This window comes from Blautia sp. AF19-13LB, assembly GCF_003479105.1.
In the GTDB taxonomy this organism is placed as follows: domain Bacteria; phylum Bacillota; class Clostridia; order Lachnospirales; family Lachnospiraceae; genus Fusicatenibacter; species Fusicatenibacter saccharivorans.
The window spans coordinates 45954-64021 of sequence record NZ_QUGO01000014.1 but is presented as its reverse complement, the minus strand read 5'-3'; the positions used below and the strand labels follow the sequence as shown (position 1 = coordinate 64021).

Sequence of the window (18068 nt, the reverse complement as noted above, 5' to 3'; positions counted from 1 at the left end):
CCCTCCTTTCGCGGAAATCATTTTTCAAACATGCTCTAACTGAAAGTGCGGATCAGCTCCAGCGTTTCATTATCGATAATGACGTCCGATTGTTTCAGCTCCTGCATCACCTGAAAGAATTTTTCTCTTTCTCCCATGGTAAAATACAGCTTTAACTGGCACGTATACGCCTCCAGTGTATTTCCATGCTGCTGTACCAGACGCCGGCACCATTTTTCAGTTTCCGGAAATTTTTTCAGTTCCAGAAGTCTGAGGCAGAGCCCCTCATACTGTTTTACGAAGATCCGCTCTCTGTTTTTCCGATACAGCGATTCTGTGGCCTCCTCCAGCATCTTGACGTACTTTGTCTGCTCCAGAGTTGTAAAGACTTTCTGGCTTAAAACGCTGTTCATATAGTCGAGCATCATCTCCTCGTAATCCGTCTCTTCTTCGCCTTCCTGCTGCATCCCGGTATACATTTTCTGTACCTGTGAGCGGAACTTGTTCAGTTCATCGCAGAGCACAGATGCGGCGTAATGCGATGTCTCGGAATCTTCGCTGTTCAGTGCCATGGTAATCGATTCCAGCGATTTTTGCAGATCGCCGCGGATCACATTCAGCATCAGCATACGCAGATTCCGTTTATCGCTGACGGCAAGCGCTTCCTCGAGCGGTGCTATGTTGCGCTCCCGCTCCTCATCCGCCTTCAGATGTGTCCGCACACGTTCCTTGCCAAACACAACATCCTCCAGATCGACTGTCTGACGGAATACGGTTTTGAAAAGAAGATAACTGCACAGAAAAAACGCCGGACCGACGACTGGGCAGAGCACCATGACGATAAAACGGATCAAAAAGGCTCTCTGGTTATCGTATTGCACCTCTTCTCCCTGCTCTTGTTTCAAATCACACGCCGGAACATAAACCAGAGCTCCGATCAGCAGATAGATCAGGGCGATCAGGGCATTGACGATCCACAGAACCACAAAAGTCAGGGTTTCATGGCTCATCACGCTGCCACCTCCCTGTTCACAAGGATACTTTTCAGACCCTCTTCCCCGAAACGCAAGATCACACCTTTCGCATTTTCTTCATCGGTATTGGAAAGCAATACATGCAGCCCTTCATCCAGGATCCCGATATAATCCGTCTGACGCAGCTTCTGTTCCAGAATCTCACCTGCTTTTTTATAATCTTCGCTGCTGCACACAATCCGAACCAGTGAGCATTCTGTCAGACCGTTTCGCTTCGCCTCGAAAAATGCCGCTACCAGCTGCGTAAAGGCATCTTTTTCGAGAATTTTGCTGTTTTCCAGATACCTGTGTTCGTGCAGCGCTTCCAGATAGCGGTTTGCCCGCACCACTGCATTCTGGATCAGATAGCTGACGACCGTCAGACGGTTGGATTCCGCAAGATTCATGCGTTCCCACGGAAGTCCCCACAGCATCAGGATGATCTGCATCTTGTCCTCTGCATAAATAGCCTGTGCCATCAGCGGATAGCGCTCATCCATCGTTTTGTTAATGTAAACGCGGTGTTCTTTGAGGTCCTCATACATTGCCTCCATCTCAGGATAGCGGATGGAATTTCCCATTTTTCGCGCTGTCGGTGATGTGAACGAAAAGAGACGCGCATAGACGCGGTTGGCGACGGTATAAATTGCCACATCCTCTGTATTCATCAGCTTCGAAATCGTCTGCGCCGCATAGAAAAGCACCTCATAGGCGCCGTAGCGTTCCAGCGACGATGTGATTTCATAGATTTTTCCAAGACTGTCCTTCTGGTTGACAAGCTGCAGCTCAAAAAGCTGTTTCATGCGCACGTTGCTGTCATTGATCTCCGTCATATCGCCAAGCTGTCCGCGCAGATACCCGATCTCCTCTTCATCATCCTTTTTAATCTGGAGAATCTGATCCCGCATATAACCGACAACCATTCCCAGGATAAAAAGCTGTGCCATCCAGATGTAGGTGCTGTAGTCCATCAGCACTTCCAGTCCGCTCTGATGATACATCTGACGGAAACAGTAGCCCACAGTCGCCAGCAGGGCCGAGAAAATCGCCTGCTGCTGACCATATACGATGGCAAACAGCAACACATAGAGAAGGTACGCATCCAGCTTTGAAAAATACTGGCTGCCGACTACACGGTTGTTGATCATAAAAAACGGGATAAAACAGATCAGATTTTCGATGTACGGAACCAGCATACGGAAAATCCGGCACAACAGACGCCATACCCGGTTTCCCCAACCCGCCCCCGCATCATCACGCTGCAGAAACGAGCTGCTGTGTTTTTGCATATATGTGACAACGGCTTTCACGCCCTTCTCATATGGGACAAAAATCTTTCCGTCAAACTCTTCCTGATACCGGCTGCCATCCAGCACCAGACGGAAACCCTCGCCGACCGTATCGTCACGGATCTCCACGCCGTCTGCATTCTGCCGGATCAGCTCCGCCAGATCCATCTGTGTGATCGCTTCACCGGATGTGATATGGTACAGTGGATATTTGGGACTCTCCTCCATCATTGCGCGATAGGCAAACGCAACGGCATCATCCTGGTAAATCATGGAAAAAACAGTTCTGCTGTTGGCTGCGATCTGATTCGTCTTCAGCATTTCCAGTGTCATCCAAAAACACGGATTTCTGTCTGTTTTTCCTTTTCGCGGAATGCCGTACATATGGTCAAAACGAAGAATCCGCGTGTCCATCCCTCTGGTATCACGGTAGCTTCTGCAGATGTTTTCTCCCTGCAGAAGCGCCATTGCCTGAAAGCTTTTCGCGGATGCCGGTTCTGTTTCGTGGATATCACTGCTGTAGGAACGGCCATAAACTGCTTCGGACGACAAATAAATAAACCGGCCATCCTGCTTAAATGCATACGCCGACAGAATATTGGTCAGATCCGCCGTATAGCGGACAGACTCTTTTCTCGCATCACTCCAGTCATAATTTGTATCATAGGCGCCGAGAAAAAGCACGAGATCCGGATTGACATTCGAGAATATTTCCTGCACACTCTCACTGTCATAAGGAAAATCGTAGCGTTCAAAGACACGGCTGTATTTTCCTCTTCTGTCCCGTTTTCCCGTTAACAGATACGTCTTATGTCCTTCTTTTTCCATCTTGGTAATCAGATCATCCATCAGTCTGCTCTCGCCACCGACTAAAAATACTATCATACACTGTCCTCTTCATATTTGCAGATTACGAAAATGATTTTTCGTTTTTCAGGCACACTCCAGAACCCCACAATTTTGCAATGTCTGCAGCACGGCGTTTACATCCTCCTGCACGTCCTCCGCCGGCACATCATAAGCTTCTCCAAGCCGTCTGGCAATCTCCTCCTCAGATACGGCATCACCTGTCTGTTCATAAATAAAAGCCGCAGTTTCACTTAGGGTAAGTACCCGATTCATTTTTTCTGTCGTTGTCCCATAAGGAATCAGAATATATTCATCTGCGAGTTGTCTGAGTACAAACTCACCTTTTCTGGTCATCTTTCTCTCCATTCGCTTACGTTTTTCTTCCCGATGGTGGGAAAGGCCATCATTCCAGAACATTTCAAAATGACTATACCCTACACTTGTCTGAGTGTTTGATACAGCTGTTTATGAAATGCTGTACTGACAGATTTATTATAGCCTCAACTTATTTCATTGTAAACTTTATTTTATTTTTTATCGTTATCTGTAATATTTTTTTATTTTATCGCTCAAATTTCGGCATTTTTGTGGTATACTGAACCATATCTCTCTTTTCACAAAAAATCTTCAAAGGAGTCTCTCATGCAGCCGCTTGATACCGTTTATCTACAGATTCTGAAAAATTTATGCACCGATTCGTCTGAACCGATCCCACTCGATGGGGTGGATACCGCTGCTTTGTACCGTCTGGCAGAAAAACATTGTTCACTTCCTTTTCTTCTGCCTTATTTTGAACAGCAGCCATCGTTTTCCGGGATAAAACAGCAGACAAAACAGATGCTGCTCTCCTATTATCAGCTGGAACATTTCACACGCCTTACTTTTTCGCTCCTCCTTGCAGAGAAGATTCCCTGTTTTCTCTTAAAGGGTATGAGCCTCGCCGCCAATTATCCTGTTCCCGAATACCGAAAATTGGGAGATCTGGACCTTTATATTCCCGAAAAAGAGGCTTTTTCCCGTGCCTGTCGTATTCTCGAGACGAATGGATACACAGAGCAGCCGGAAGACAGTGATCATCATGTTACCTACCGCTTTACCTTTCCGGAAACCGGCCGTTCCTTTACCCTGGAACTCCATTACCGTATCGTTGGCATCTATCAGTTTGCCCGTGCCAACGAGCTGATAGATGAGATCTTCTCCCCGGATCATCTGAAGCCGTCTTTCGTGGAACTTTACGGTCAGACCTATCCTGTTCTTCCGCCCACGGAAAATGTATTTTATATGCTGCACCATATGCTCAAACACTATCTCTACAGTGGTTTCGGCAGCCGTCTGCTCTGCGATTTTACCTTGTATCTGAAGCAGTATGCATCTGAGATTGATTTTGAGAAAATCCACTCCTGGTGCCGGGAATCAAAAATTTTTCATCTTTATGAGCTGATTCTCGGATCCTGCCATCTTTATTTCGGTCTTTCCGCTTCGATTGACCCGCAGATCCGTTCTTCTGCCGCTGACTGTGCTGCCTTTCTGGAACAAATTCTCGCAGACGGCGACTTTGGCATTGACACGGAGCGGAAAATCGTAAGCCGCGGCTCTTACCGGCACGCCGGTGTCCGTGCCTGGTTCCACGAAGGGCATGTTCAGATGAAGCTTCGATTTTCCAAGCTTCATAAATGTGTGTTGCTCTGGCCGGTATTTTGGGGAATCACTTTTTTCTGTTTTCTCTCCAATACCTACCGCGTCCGCCATACAACACTGCGTCAGACATTAGCAGACTTCCGCGCCGATAACCAGAAAACCAAGCTGTTGAAAATTTTTGAAAATAACGATGTCCCGTAACTGGAAATCCAACAACATTTCCCGTAAAACTCCATAAGGATAGTCTGCACTTTTTGACTATCCGGTAGTATTTGTTTCAGAGTAAAAAAAGAGTAAGTGAACGTCTCCCCTTGTTCACTTACTCTTTTTTCTATACCGTCGATTCCATCTCATTTTTCATGACTTTGAACCGATCACAATCTATGGAAATGCATGCTCTCTCCGCCTATCCCCTTGCGAAGGTTCCACGCCTGTTTTTAATAAAAATGCTGATATCCGATCTGAATTCCGCTGCCGTAGCCGCTGTTGAAATACAGGCATCCGCCAACCGGGCTCTCGCCGGAAAGTGCTGCCTGTGCAGCTGCATAACAGTCACTTCTTGCTCCGCGGGAAAGCACGCTCTGGAATGTTCCGGTCGCAACCGGTGTAAACTGTCCACCCTGATAAATAACGCCGGAAATGCTGTTCGGGAAGGAACCGCTGTTGACACGGTTTACTACAACCGCTCCGACTGCCACCATTCCTGTGTAGCTCTCGCCGCCTGCCTCGCACTCGATCAGTGCTGCAAGCATTGCCACATCATTGCTGTCTGCGGAAATTACCGATGCACTGCCTGCTGTGGAGGCTGCTGCTGCGCTGCTTGCCGCACAGGCCTGTGATGCCTGGTATTCCTCCATGGAAACAGCACCTTTTAACTCCTCTGAAAGTGTCACATAGTCTCCATGAACGTATGCGCTGCTTCCGCTGTACTGGATCTGATACCAGTCAGCCTCTTCGCCGAATATGCTGACTTCACCATTCTGTGTCAGTGTTCCAACCTGCGCGGAATCTGTGGATGCTGCCTCACGGACACGAAGGCTGTCCGCCTGAACAACTCCGGTGATACCGCACATATTGCGGTAATGTGCTTTTGCCTCTTCCCCAAATACCAGATATTCATTCTTTATGTAGCCTTCTACACCATTGGAAGAGATCTTGCTCCACTCATCTCCTTTTTCTGTTACAGTAACCGCATAGCCCGGCATCAGAACTCCGACGATCTCGGAATCTGCGTTTGCCTCGCTGCGGATGTTGACATATCCTTCTACGTTTGCTGCAGCCATTGTGCTCCAGTCTGTTTTATTTAAAATGGTTTCTTCCTTTGTCTCTGCTTTTACGGGTGCAGCCATGATGACAGTCAGTGTGAGCACGCTCCCCAGGATGCCCGGCACATAACTTTTTTTGAATGTCATACTTACCTCCTGAACAATTATTACGTTTTTGTTACATCTTGTTACAAACCGATTCTACCAGTGTTACATCTTTTTGTCAACTGGAACATTTCGACAACATTCCTGTCTTTTTCCATCGTTTTTTTCATAGAACCCACAATTTTTCACCACTTTTCCGCTTTTTTGACGAATTGGATCGGTTTTTATTCCCACTTTTTCTTCTGCATGCGGCCTGTCTGGAATACTTTTCCGTGTCTTATTTCCTTCTTTTTATTTTGCTTTTGTTTCACATTCTGCCCTTTATGCCCTCTTTTTCCGCAAATATTTTTTAAGAAATTGTGACAGTTCTTTTTCTATTTTTCGACATGCATTACAAACCTTTTCCACTTTTGACGCATTTTCAAATTTTCTTTTAACTTTTTATTTTTACATGATATTTCTTTCTACATATGGTATAATCTTTAAAAAGAAAGAAAATTTATATTTTATCAATTATTTTTCTTTCAATTTATACGTGAAACTTACCGCAGGAAAATAAAACAGACCGACATTAGAAACCGATCAGGTGAAAGGAGGATGTCATATGTTACACAGCACACAGACAACGAAAAAACACACAGGAAATTTGATTCTGAGATTCGGAATGGCAGGCCTCCTGGCGGCCGGATTATTTTTTTCCGCTCCGTATTCGGCAGCAGCCGAGACAGTTCCAAGTGCAGAAAATACAGACGCCGGTGAAATTACCATTCACTTCACCCATTACGATGCACAGGACCTGGAATTCTATCTGAACACCGATCAGGCGGCTCTTGCTTTTACCGATGCTGCCCTGACATTTCAGGATTCCACAATGGATGCGCCGGTCACCATGTCATATCTTTCCGATGATGGTTCCTATGTCCTGTATCAGAACAGCGAACCGGTCGAGGAAGTAAACGGAACGTTCTCCGTATCGATGGTTACGGAACCTGGCTACACACTGGATATGGATCAGATTTCCTTCTATGTTAATGGACAGGCCGTTTCCAATGGTGGTTCCGTTGTGATTACGGATTCTTCGGCGGCGATGACTTCTCTTGTTTACTGTACCGCAATCCCGGAAACACCGGCAACTGACCCGGAGCCATCTCTTCCAGAAGAGCCATCTGCACCGGAAGTTCCGGAAGAACCGGCCGCTCCAGAACCATCCGTTCCGGAACAGCCATCCGCACCGGCAGAAACCCCGACCGTGGTACAGCCATCTGCTTCGGAACAGCCGGCACAGGAAAATATTCTTCCGGAAACCGCAGCTCCTGCATCCAAAACCGCACCGGAACAGGTTCCTGCATCCGAACCGATCGCAGCAGAACCGATTGCCAGCGTAGTTGTTACAGAAGACGAAGAAGTTGATCTTTCCACCATCCACCCGGAAGTTACCGCATCCGCTGTTACTTCTTCCAGCCAGCTTCCAGCCGCAACGCAGATTGTACCATCTGCCAGAACAACAGACCCGGATGCACAGATTATTACTTCGGAAACTGCAGCTCTTGAAAATGCCGCACAGGCCGAGAATACACAGACTGCACACACAGGAATCGGCTCCTGGTTCCATCAGCGAACAAATCAGATCCTCGCAGTCATGATCGCTGTGATCCTGCTTCTGATCCTGATCGAATCACTTCTGGCACTAAAGGATTCCATGAATCAGAAAAGATCGCATCGCTTCTATTAAAAATAAGGTCCATAATAAAAAATAAGCATACAAAAAGAAGGAACGTATCTCATGAAACATGGGATACGTTCCTTCTCTTATATTATTTTTTATCCTCTTTTTTTCGCAGCCGCTTTCTGAATCTCACAGAAATCGTGCAGCGCCTGACGGCCGATTTTTACGATTTTACGGATGTTGATGGAATTTGTTCCGCCCTGACGCGGCTTGAAGCTGATCGGGATGAAACGGATTTTCCGGTGAAAATACGCTCCGAAGGCAGTCATCAGTGCGTTCGGCAGATTGTAGTTTTCCGGCATCAGCGGCAGATACTCGGCCACGTAGTCTGCTTTCATCAGACGGAACGGGGCATTTGCATCCGGCACGGATACGTGGAAATAGGTCCAGAGCACCGCGCACAGCACTTTTTCCACGACAGCGCGGGAAAAGCCGTCGCCGCGGCTTGTGCGGTTTCCGAAAATGGCGTCGTAGCCCTCGCGGATCTGCCAGAACTTTTCGAACTCCGCCGGATCGGTCTGACCGTCGGAATCGGTCTGGAAGATATAGTCCGCACCGTTTTCAAGTGCATAGCGGTAACCGTACAGAACGGTGGAACCGTGGCCGCCGTTTGGCTTCGTCAGCACGGTGAGCAACGGGTGGGTTTCGCACTCTGCTGAAGCAATTTCATACGTATCGTCGCGGCTTCCATCGTTGATGATCACAAGACGGGACGCACCGCCGCCGTTATGCTTCTCCACGACGGGACACCATTCCTCGATCGTTCTTTTGATATTTTCCGACTCATTATAGGCTGGTATTACAATATATAAGGTATCCATTGGTATTCTCCTTGCATTTCCTTCCATCCATTATACAGGATTTCTTTTCATTGCGAAAGATGCGCTCATGGAGAAAATTTCCCAGTACCGTTCGTTTGTTATTCTTCCCACAGTTTCTGCGGATAACGGCCCTCGTCTTTTAATTTCTGCAGTGCTGCCATGACATTTTCTTTGTCTTCTTTGTACGTTACGCCGTACCAGTTATCATAGGAGCGGAGTACGGTGACTTCCGCTTTTTTCTCCTGCAGCAGTTCATCGACAACGAACGGCAGGAAGTATTCGCCTTTTAACGGGTTGGTTTTGTATACATTCTCGAGGAACGGCAGGAAGCGGCGTTTCAGCTCGATCAGAATGCTCGGTGTGAAGCCCCAGAGGTTCATGGAAACGATGGTTCCCTGCGGCAGTCCGGTCCAGGTTGCGCCGTCATCCTCGGTGTATTCGGCCTGTCCGCCGTGGTTTTCGATTCTTGTGCGCTCATGAATGCCGACAAGGTGGTTCTGGTCGTCTGCGGTGCAGATGCCGCGGGCTACGTGGCCATTGTCGGTCAGGGTTTTGTACAGGTCGTAGGCAACCATCGCGTACTGATAGGTCGCGCCGTCCTGCTCGGTTGTCAGCTGGCGGTAGATCTCCTCGAATGCCGTTCTTCCATAATAATCATCGGAATTGATGACGGCGAACGGTGCGCCGTCGATGGCTTCTGCCGCACAGAGAATCGCATGACCGGTTCCCCACGGTTTGACGCGGCCTTCCGGCACTTCGTAGCCTTTCGGGAGAACGTTGAGTTCCTGGTAAACATACTCTACATCCATGTATTTCTCAATTCGCTTGCCGATGCCCTCGCGGAATGCCTCGTCGATGGCTTTTTTGATGATAAAGATGACTTTCTCAAAGCCTGCCTGTTTTGCATCATAAATGGAAAAGTCGATAATCATATTTCCGTACGGGTCAACCGGATCAATCTGTTTTAATCCGCCGTAACGGCTTCCCATTCCTGCTGCCATGATGACTAATACTGGTTTTTTGCTCATGATGTTCTCTCCTTTTTATTCTCCAAAATAAGCTTTTAATCTCTCCGCAAAGTCTGCCGGGATTTCTCTTTCAAATGGAAATGGTTCTGCATCCGCCAGATACTCGGCAATTTCGCCCAGGACACCGGCGCTCCGGTTCAGTGACCAGGCGGAGATCCAGTCGATCGTATCGTGGCAGGTGTGCATGCCGAAACCATCGCGGTTCAGCGTCATCGCCGGGATGCCCTTCCATGCGAAGGTGTTGGAATCGCTGCTCCAGATGTTGTTGATGAGCGATACGCCTTTGTCCGCCTGTTTTAAGTGCTCCATGATCGCGTCGCATGCCTCTTTCGTTGCTGCCACGCCAAGCACGGTTCCGCCGATGGCCTGTCCGGCGAGGTCGACGTTCATGTTGAAGCGGTGCTGCGTCAGCTCGGCTTCATGCGCTTTCACATACGCCCGGCTTCCGCAGAGACCCAGCTCCTCCGCGCCGAACCAGATGCATTCCAGTGTCCGTTTCGGGCGGTTTTCGGCGAAGTAGTGTGCCAGCTCCATGATGATCGCTGCGCCCGCCATGTTGTCGTATGCACCAGGTCCCTGCGGAACGGAATCGTAATGAGCCGTCAGCGTCAGGATTTCCTCTGGCTGCTCGGTTCCCGGGATGCGCAGGATGATATTTTTCGACGTTCTCCTGATTTTTTTCTGCTGTAAAACGAGGCGTGCACGGCTCGCTCCCCGTTCTACCAGTTCCATCGCATCAAGATAATGAATGACGGCGCACGGCAGTTTCGGATTTTTTACGCCGCGCAGGGTGCGGTAGTCCGGCAGGCGGTCCTCGTCTTTGTCCAGCGGCGTTCCGGTCAGGATCAGAAATCCGACGGCTCCTGCTTTTTCCAGTTTTTCATAGTTTTCTGCATTGGCACCGCCGTTGATCAGGACGATTTTCCCTTCTGCATGGGAAAGGCTGACCGGGTCGCCGTTTTCTACGTAGAGGAATGGCGCCTCCACGCCTTCCGGAGCGGTATTGGCTGCCGCGAAGCAGCCGCGGACGGTGTATGTTTTCTCATATGGCTCTGTGACCGTAAAGACAGCTTCGTCAACCTGCCATGTCTCAATCTCGAACGGCTCGCGGCGGATCTGCAATTCGCCCTGCCCCCATTTTTCTGCGATTTCAGAAAGTTCTTTTTCGATCCGGCAGGCTGCTTTTTCTTCGCCTTCCGTTCCGGCTTCGCGGATGTAGTTAAACTGGCTGACGAACGCATACTGCCGCTGGCCGCTGATGGTATTTGCTTTCATAATAATGTTATGTCCTTTTCTTTTCTTTTTTTATTTTCTTAAAGTTCTTCCAGTACCGCTCTCGCGCTGCGCACGGCTTTGACGTCCGTGCGGTAGAGGGTGTATTCGCTTAAGGATGGAAGTCCCATGTTCACATTTTCTTTCCGATACTGCATCGGGCTCGCCAGTTCGATTTTTCCGGACATGTGGTAGGCGGTCACGCCGGTTTTCGGATACAGCTCGCGGATCGCATCCGCGCAGATACCGCCGCCCGCCTGAATACGGATGCGTCCCGCCGCCTGGCGCTGCAGTTCGGCGAGAAGCTCTGCTCCTTTTACCGCACTGTTCTGCTGACCGGAGGTGAGAATGGTGTTCATACCAAGCGATACCGCCTGCTCAAGCGCTTCTTTGGGATCGCGGCAGACATCAAACGCGCGGTGCAGCGTCACGGACATGCCGTCGGCTGCCTCCATCAGCTGTTCCATTGCCGCCATATTCATCGTTCCATCCTCTTTCAGCACACCGACCACAACGCCCTCTGCACCAAGTTCGCGGTACATCGCGACTTCCTCGCGGATTTCTTCTAATTCATATGGGGTGTAGCAGAAATCCCCGAACCGCGGGCGGATCAATGCATGAATCGGAATGGTTGTCTGTCTGCGGATCACCTCAAACAGCTTCGGACTCGGCGTTGTTCCGCCGATCACCAGATTCTGACACAGCTCCAGCCGGCTTGCCCCGCCTTTTGCCGCCGCAAGCGCCGACTCCGCCGAGTCCACACAGACTTCCAGGATATAATCGTTCATAAAATTCCCTCTGTTTTCGTAATTTTCTTTCTCTATCATACCCTATTTGAGGCAATTAGGAAAGAGCTTCTTTGTTTCACTTTCGTTCACTTCTGCTTCTGATGCAGATATTTTTCTCTCGTTGCCATGCCGCCGCGAATGTGGCGTTCAGACTTGTTCACATCCAGAATTTTCCTCGCCTCTGCCGCCAGACCCGGATTCACCTGTACCAGACGTGATGTCAGATCCTTATGCACGGTACTTTTGCTCACTCCGAATTTTTTCGCCGTCTGCCGTACGGTCGCTTTCGTCTCAATCATGTAAATTGCTGTCTCCACAGCACGCTCTTCGATATAGTCCCTCACAAAAAACCTCCGAAGACGCTGTTTTTACAGTGTATTCGGAGGCTATGACAGGTATGTCTTGTATTTCATTTATAATACACCCATACCGCTTTCGTCTGTTCCAGCACCTGATCGATATCCCAGGTTTTTTCGGAATTTTTTCTGCTGTTTGGGTCGTTGATTTTCAGTCTGCCATTCTGTAATCCGGTAAGAACGATAAAATGACCGTTGCTGGTAAACTCCCCGGGTCCCATCAGGGCAATGATGGGGTTTCCGGCCTGCAGGTTGTTTTCCACCCGTTCCCGTTCCACAGGGATTTCTTTGCTGGAAAGGCCGATCTGCCGGGCTCCTTCCAGCATCAGAGACCAGGCGGTTCCGCTGCCGTCTACGGCATAGCCGTTCTGTGAGGCGAAATCGGCGACCCAGCGCGGATTTTTTGTGATATCGCCGGTCATGAAAATGGCAACCATGGAAAGTGCTGTCGGTCCGCAGCCGCTTAATCCCATCACTTCACCGGCATATCGGTGATAGCCCCATCTCTGATCCCACTGCAAGAGAAGCGGAACCTCCGATGCGGATGACAGGTCGCTCAGGTCAATCTCCGGCTCCTCCTCTTTTTTCAACGGATATTCTTCGACGAACGTCTCCGTCTCATTGTTTCTCTCGTAAAGCGACAACAGCTCCTCCGGGTACTGATCCATTGAAATGCCGTTTGCTTTCGCATACCGTTGGATCGGATTCTGCCGGAAGCGCCGCACACCGCCCAAAAACAGAAGACAGCCGAACAGCAATAGCAGTCCGCGGATCCGCCATACCTTTCTTTTTCGTCTCCGTGCTCTTTCTCTTCTTTGTATTATCCTTCTTTGTGTCATTCTTTTTTGTTCTGCTGTCTCTTGCCATTCCAGTGTATTGTCTTCACGGATCATGAAAAATCCCCCTCCCGATCTTATGGTGTACTCCCAAAATCTTTCTGTGCCTGATTTTGTGAGCTGATTGAGAGTACATTCTTCCTTTTCATCATAACAAATTTCCGATTTTTCTTTTTGTATATTTTCCGAAGAAAAACTGCTTTTTTTCCGTCTGCTTTCTTAAGATTTTTTGTATCTGTGCAAAGCCATGCGAAACGGAAGCAAAACCGCAAGCAGGAAAAAGATGGCAAATTCCGGAAATATCATTGAGAAAAAAGTTCAAAAATGGTAAAATAGGAAAAACAACATCTTTAAGCGGAGGATAAAACAAAATGAAAAAACTGAAAGTAAAAAAAGGCAGCACCTGTATGGCTTGTCTTGCCTGTGTGGGAGCATGTTCTGAGGCATTTTATAAGGTATTTGATCCGGACAAGGCATGTCTGCAGATCGTAGAGAAAAAGGCTGTTCGCCCGATCGCCTGTCCGCAGTGCGGTAAATGTGCCGAGGCCTGTCCGGAAGGCGCCATCACCCAGAACCCGAAGGGCGTTTACATGATCAACAAGAAAAAATGTACGGGATGCGGAGCCTGTGCGAAGGCCTGTCCATTTGGCCTGATCGTAAAAACCGAGGGAAATCCGGCTTCCAAATGTATCGCCTGCGGTATCTGCGCGAAAGCCTGCCCGATGGATGTACTGGAAGTTGTGGACGAATAATGATCCGAACTCTTAGATACCGCCAGGATCTCATGTAAGCACAGATCCTGACTCATTGCTCACATAAACATAAAAATGCACTGTGGAACGTCGTCGGACAATTCCACAGTGCATTTTTCTGTTAAACGAAAAACAATTGATTCCCGCTCGCCGCCTGGCAGAATGATCGATGCCCGTTTCCGCAGACAGCATTCCGACAAAAAGGGACAAAATTTACAATTTTACTCCCGCGCCAGCAGAACCATCGATTTTGCCGGAAGCATCATGCTTTCTTTCATCTCTGCTCCATCCTCTGCACAGCGTTTTCCATCGCAGAGCAGTTTCCAGTTTCCTTCCGGGAGTTTCTGCAAAGCTTCTTTTTCCCATGGATTGTAGAAGACGCAGACTGCGCGGCCATTCGGGTATTCCAGTTCGTAACCTGCGATCTGGTTTTCACGGAAAAATGTCTTTTTACAGTCCGGCTCGCACGTTCCGTATGCCTGAAATTTTCGGCGCAGAGCGAGAAGACCACGGTAATAGTCCACCAGCTCTTCCTGCTCTAAGGCGCGTGTCCAGTCAATTTTGTTGAGCTGCCACGACGATTTGAAGCTGTTTCCTTCGCCATGCTTCGTGCGCGCAAATTCCTCACCCGCCTGGAAAAACGGCATTCCCTTGCAGGTCATCACAATGCCCGCCGCCAGACGGTTCATCGAAAGCGTCCGCTCATCCATCTTGTCAAAATCCGGCTCCGCATCCTCCTTCCGCTTCGGATCGGACAGTTTTAATTTATCCCACAGTGTATAATTATCATGTGCCGACACATACGGAATCAGCTGGCTCGCATTGCGCGGCTCATAGGCTCCTTTTCCGTCCAGCCAGCCGTCTGTCGCGGAAAGTATTCCTGCTGAAAGACGCTCTTTTCCATTGACATAGCCTCCCTCTGCGGCAATGAAAACACTTCCCTTGATGGAATCTCTCGTATCGTCACAGAACATGGAAATGCCATCCATCAGCTTTCCGATATTCTGTTTATCCGAAGGGAAATATCCCTCCTGCATTGCGCTTGCCGCTGCTTTCCACGGTTCACCGTAAACCAGAATCTCCTCGCCGCGCGGCATCCGGTTCAGAGCTGTGCGGATCGCATTCATGGTCTCCGTGTCATGCAGTGCCATCAGATCGAAGCGGAAACCGTCGATATGATATTCCTTCGCCCAGTAACAAACCGAGTGAACCATAAAGCGGCGGAACATCTCCCTTTCACTTGCCGTCTCGTTTCCACAGTCGGAGCCATTGGAAATCGTGCCATCCTCCCATTCACGGTAATAATAATAAGGAACTGTTTTCTGAAGCGGCGAATCGAGATTGTACGTATGATTGTATACCACATCCATAATCACACCGATGCCGGCCTTATGCAGCGCCTGAACCATTTCCTTCATTTCCCGGATACGTACCTCCCCGTGGAACGGATCGGTTGCATAGGATCCCTCCGGCACATTGTACTGCACCGGGTCATATCCCCAGTTGAACGCTTCCGCATCATCTTCCGGCACACTGCCAAAATCGAAAACAGGAAGCAGATGCACATGAGAAATGCCAAGCGATTTCAGGTAATCGAACCCCGTCGCATGAATCCCGTCGCCGTTCAGCGTCGTGCCTTCTTCCGTAAACGCCAGAAACTTTCCACGGTGTTTATCCGAAATACCGGAATGCGGATCACTCGAAAAATCTTTCACATGAAGCTCATACACACAACGATCCTCCGGCCGGATTTCCGGTCTTTCATCCTGCTCCCAGCCTGCCGGGTCCGTCTCTGCAAGATTCACCACCATGCTCCGCTCCGAATCAATACCGGAAGCCACGCCGTACGGATCTGTCGTATCAAAGACACCATCCGAGTGCAGGATATGATACGTATAATACGTTCCATACCGCGCTCCCTGCACTGCACAGCTCCAGACACCCTTTTCGCCGCGCGTCATCGCAATCGAGGCTATTTTTCGGTCCCCGCGCTCACGGCTGCTGCCGCAGGAAAACAGTTCCAGCGAAACCTCCATTGCTGTCGGCGCCCAGAGCTTCCATTCTGTCACAAACTGTTCATCCTTTTTCGGCATCTGCCAGTTTCCATCACATTCCCTGCTCTTCTTCACCGAGACACCGAGGTCATCCCCTTCATACGTAAAGTTTTCCACAAATTCTTCCGATTCAAAAAAGCTTTTCCACTCCGCCGGCGTTCTTTTCACCACCGCATTCATCTTCTTTCCCTCTATTTCTTTGTAAACTCGCAGAATCTCTCCGACACTCCACGCCTGCGCATAGCAGCCCTTCGACATCACCGGCGCCGCACCATCATAAATCTCCGCCAGATGAAACAGGCATCCTTCCTGCATCCAGCTCGCAAGACGCTCCAGTCCGCGATGCACTTCCTGTTTTCCCTCCTTCGGGAAATAGTTCAGCACCGCGCGGAAATACGCCCCAAGTGGAAATCCCCAGACTGTCCCCTGATGATATGCCCTGTCACGCTCCGGCTGACTTCCGCCGATCCATGGATGAAACGCCGGATCCTCCATCTCCAATGACCGCAGTCCTGCTGTCGTATACAGCTTTTCTTTGACCTCCTGTAAGATCCGCTGCCCCTGCTTCTGACTCACCATCTGAAACGGAAGCGCCAGCACAAAGACCTGATTGCATCGAAACTGCTTCTCTTCATACGTGCCGTTCAGCACATCCTTCAGATATCCTTCCTCTTCCATCCAGAACTTTTCGAGGAAACTCTTCTTCACCTGCTCCGCAAGCTTCCCATACGCCGATCCATCCTTTCCGACAAATGGCGCCAGCTCTTCCAGAATCCTCAGACCATTATACCAGTACGCATTAATCTCCACCGGCTTCCCGTGACGCGGTGTCGGCAGCTCCTTGTCAATCCGCACATCCATCCACGTCACCTGCTCCAGACCGCCCCCGGCCATAATCAGCCCGTCACTGTCCATTTTAATATGGAAATCCGTTCCCTTCTGATACCAGAACACAATATCCTCCATCACCGGAAACGCCTCACGTACAAACTCCACATCTCCTGTCTCAAGGTAATACTCATACACCACATCCAGAAACAAAAGTGCCGCATCCACCGTATTATACATCGGAAGCGCATCCCCCTCCGGAAACAGGTTCGGCATCAGTCCTTCTTTTGTATATGCCATAAAAGTCCGAAGAATGCTCTTACACTCCTCATACTCCCCAATTGCCAACGTGCACCCCGGCAGCGAAATCATCGTATCCCGCCCCCAGTCCGCAAAATAAGGAAAACCAGCCATAATACTCTTCCCACCTGTCGATGCACGTTCCGTAATATACTGACTCGCACTCACCGCCAGCCGCTTTCCCACCAGATCAGAAATCCCGGACTTTTCCGCAATCATCTCCTGCCGCTTCTCTTCCTCTTCTATCCACAGCGCAATCCTTTCCTCATCCCACTTATCCACATCATCCGCGAGACTATACACAACAAAAAAGACCTGCTCCCTGCCGTCTCCCGTCATCTCAAACCGAATCCGATGATTCACGACAGCACTTCCGATACCATCTCTTCCATCCCGTGCATCCTGCTCAAAAAACAAATCCCTCCAGATCCTCTCCTTCTCCATCTGAAGCTCCCCATTCGTTCCATAAGAAAGAATCACACCATTACTCGCAATGCACTTCCGGTCCACCGCAAAATTCTGCCCCTCCTGCAGCTGCTCTCCCTTCGCCGCAAACCGCATCACCGGCCGAACCGAAAAACTCCCCTTCTTCCCACTTCTCACCCGATACCGGACAAGAACCGTATTCTCCCCCTGAACCATCCCAATCGTCTTCTCAATTTCAATCCCCTTCACCCGGTAAAACCATACCGGCAGACTCCCCATCTCAAATCCTTCCAGAAACCGAAACCCCTCCACATTCTGCGTCCGATTCACAAACTCCTGTGAAAACAGCTCCGTCTCCTCACCATCCACCTCCAACGTCTCCCAGACATTCGAAATCAGATGCTCCCGCACCGTAGGCGCCTTCAATGCTCCCATTAACAGCGCCTGATCATTCCTCGCCGCATTCCCCATCACCGTCAGCGAACAATAACCTCCCAGTCCGTTTGTCAGCAAAAAACACTTCTTTTCTCCACTCCGGAAATCCATCCACTCCGAAGCATTCAGTCGAATCCTATCCATACCCAAAAACCTCCAAATTTCACACAATATCTTCCCGAAACTTTTCTGTTCTCATAAAATCAAGCACAAAAAACTCCGAAAATATTTTTTTCATTCTATCTCCAAACTTTGCACCAGTCAACAAACTCACGCCGATTCGCCCTCCAGGCGAATCCAGCCCCTCT

At 49.4% G+C, this 18068-nt stretch carries 14 protein-coding genes; 3 read left to right on the top strand and 11 right to left on the bottom strand.

Going from position 1 to position 18068, the window contains the following annotated elements:
• Positions 1–35 precede the first annotated feature (35 nt).
• From DWX32_RS14245 to DWX32_RS14235, 3 genes are read right to left on the bottom strand one after another with little or no spacing between them, the layout of a single operon-like run.
• Entirely contained in the window at positions 36–989 is a 954-nt protein-coding gene (locus DWX32_RS14245; RefSeq protein WP_118660381.1) for a hypothetical protein, read from the bottom strand.
• Complete coding sequence (locus DWX32_RS14240; RefSeq protein WP_118660379.1) at positions 989–3166, bottom strand: NAD-dependent epimerase/dehydratase family protein; 2178 nt, start codon at positions 3164–3166, stop codon at positions 989–991. Before DWX32_RS14240 ends, DWX32_RS14245 begins: the two co-directional genes overlap by 1 nt.
• A 48-nt stretch (positions 3167–3214) precedes the next feature.
• The gene (locus DWX32_RS14235; RefSeq protein WP_158579597.1) at positions 3215–3484 is read right to left on the bottom strand and encodes a PqqD family protein; all 270 of its coding nucleotides are present in this window, start codon (positions 3482–3484) and stop codon (positions 3215–3217) included.
• Positions 3485–3772: 288 nt separating this feature from the next.
• Between DWX32_RS14235 and DWX32_RS14230 the strand changes: the two genes are divergently transcribed.
• Positions 3773–4969, top strand: coding sequence for a nucleotidyltransferase domain-containing protein (locus tag DWX32_RS14230; protein ID WP_118660375.1), 1197 nt, complete (start codon positions 3773–3775; stop codon positions 4967–4969).
• A 236-nt stretch (positions 4970–5205) separates the two neighbouring features.
• On the opposite strand, the gene DWX32_RS14225 is transcribed toward DWX32_RS14230, so the two are convergent.
• Entirely contained in the window at positions 5206–6180 is a 975-nt protein-coding gene (locus DWX32_RS14225) for a cell wall hydrolase (protein ID WP_117510153.1), read from the bottom strand.
• A 562-nt stretch (positions 6181–6742) separates the two neighbouring features.
• Here DWX32_RS14225 and DWX32_RS14220 point away from each other — a divergent pair.
• A complete protein-coding gene (locus DWX32_RS14220) occupies positions 6743–7870 on the top strand; it encodes a hypothetical protein (protein WP_118660373.1) in 1128 nt (375 codons plus the stop codon).
• Positions 7871–7959: 89 nt separating this feature from the next.
• On the opposite strand, the gene DWX32_RS14215 is transcribed toward DWX32_RS14220, so the two are convergent.
• The 6 genes from DWX32_RS14215 to DWX32_RS14190 all read right to left on the bottom strand — a co-directional run bounded on the left by DWX32_RS14215 (position 7960) and on the right by DWX32_RS14190 (position 13022).
• Positions 7960–8685: a glycosyltransferase family 2 protein gene (locus DWX32_RS14215; RefSeq protein ID WP_117510155.1), complete on the bottom strand. Its 726-nt coding sequence runs from the start codon at positions 8683–8685 to the stop codon at positions 7960–7962.
• Between the two features lie 98 nt (positions 8686–8783).
• Positions 8784–9713: a nucleotidyltransferase family protein gene (locus DWX32_RS14210; RefSeq protein ID WP_117510156.1), complete on the bottom strand. Its 930-nt coding sequence runs from the start codon at positions 9711–9713 to the stop codon at positions 8784–8786.
• Between the two features lie 15 nt (positions 9714–9728).
• Positions 9729–10988 (bottom strand): M20/M25/M40 family metallo-hydrolase, encoded by a 1260-nt coding sequence (locus DWX32_RS14205; protein WP_117510157.1) that lies wholly within the window; start codon positions 10986–10988, stop codon positions 9729–9731.
• A gap of 38 nt (positions 10989–11026) precedes the next feature.
• Positions 11027–11773: a copper homeostasis protein CutC gene (locus DWX32_RS14200; RefSeq protein ID WP_118660421.1), complete on the bottom strand. Its 747-nt coding sequence runs from the start codon at positions 11771–11773 to the stop codon at positions 11027–11029.
• An 86-nt stretch (positions 11774–11859) separates the two neighbouring features.
• Positions 11860–12117, bottom strand: coding sequence for a sporulation transcriptional regulator SpoIIID (gene spoIIID / locus DWX32_RS14195; RefSeq protein ID WP_055220903.1), 258 nt, complete (start codon positions 12115–12117; stop codon positions 11860–11862).
• A gap of 65 nt (positions 12118–12182) precedes the next feature.
• Complete coding sequence (locus tag DWX32_RS14190) at positions 12183–13022, bottom strand: C39 family peptidase (RefSeq protein WP_117801633.1); 840 nt, start codon at positions 13020–13022, stop codon at positions 12183–12185.
• A 314-nt stretch (positions 13023–13336) separates the two neighbouring features.
• Between DWX32_RS14190 and DWX32_RS14180 the strand changes: the two genes are divergently transcribed.
• Positions 13337–13717, top strand: coding sequence for a 4Fe-4S binding protein (locus tag DWX32_RS14180; RefSeq protein WP_022463049.1), 381 nt, complete (start codon positions 13337–13339; stop codon positions 13715–13717).
• Positions 13718–13938: 221 nt separating this feature from the next.
• On the opposite strand, the gene pulA is transcribed toward DWX32_RS14180, so the two are convergent.
• Positions 13939–17904: a type I pullulanase gene (gene pulA / locus DWX32_RS19705; RefSeq protein WP_158579596.1), complete on the bottom strand. Its 3966-nt coding sequence runs from the start codon at positions 17902–17904 to the stop codon at positions 13939–13941.
• Between the last annotated feature and the right edge of the window lie 164 nt (positions 17905–18068).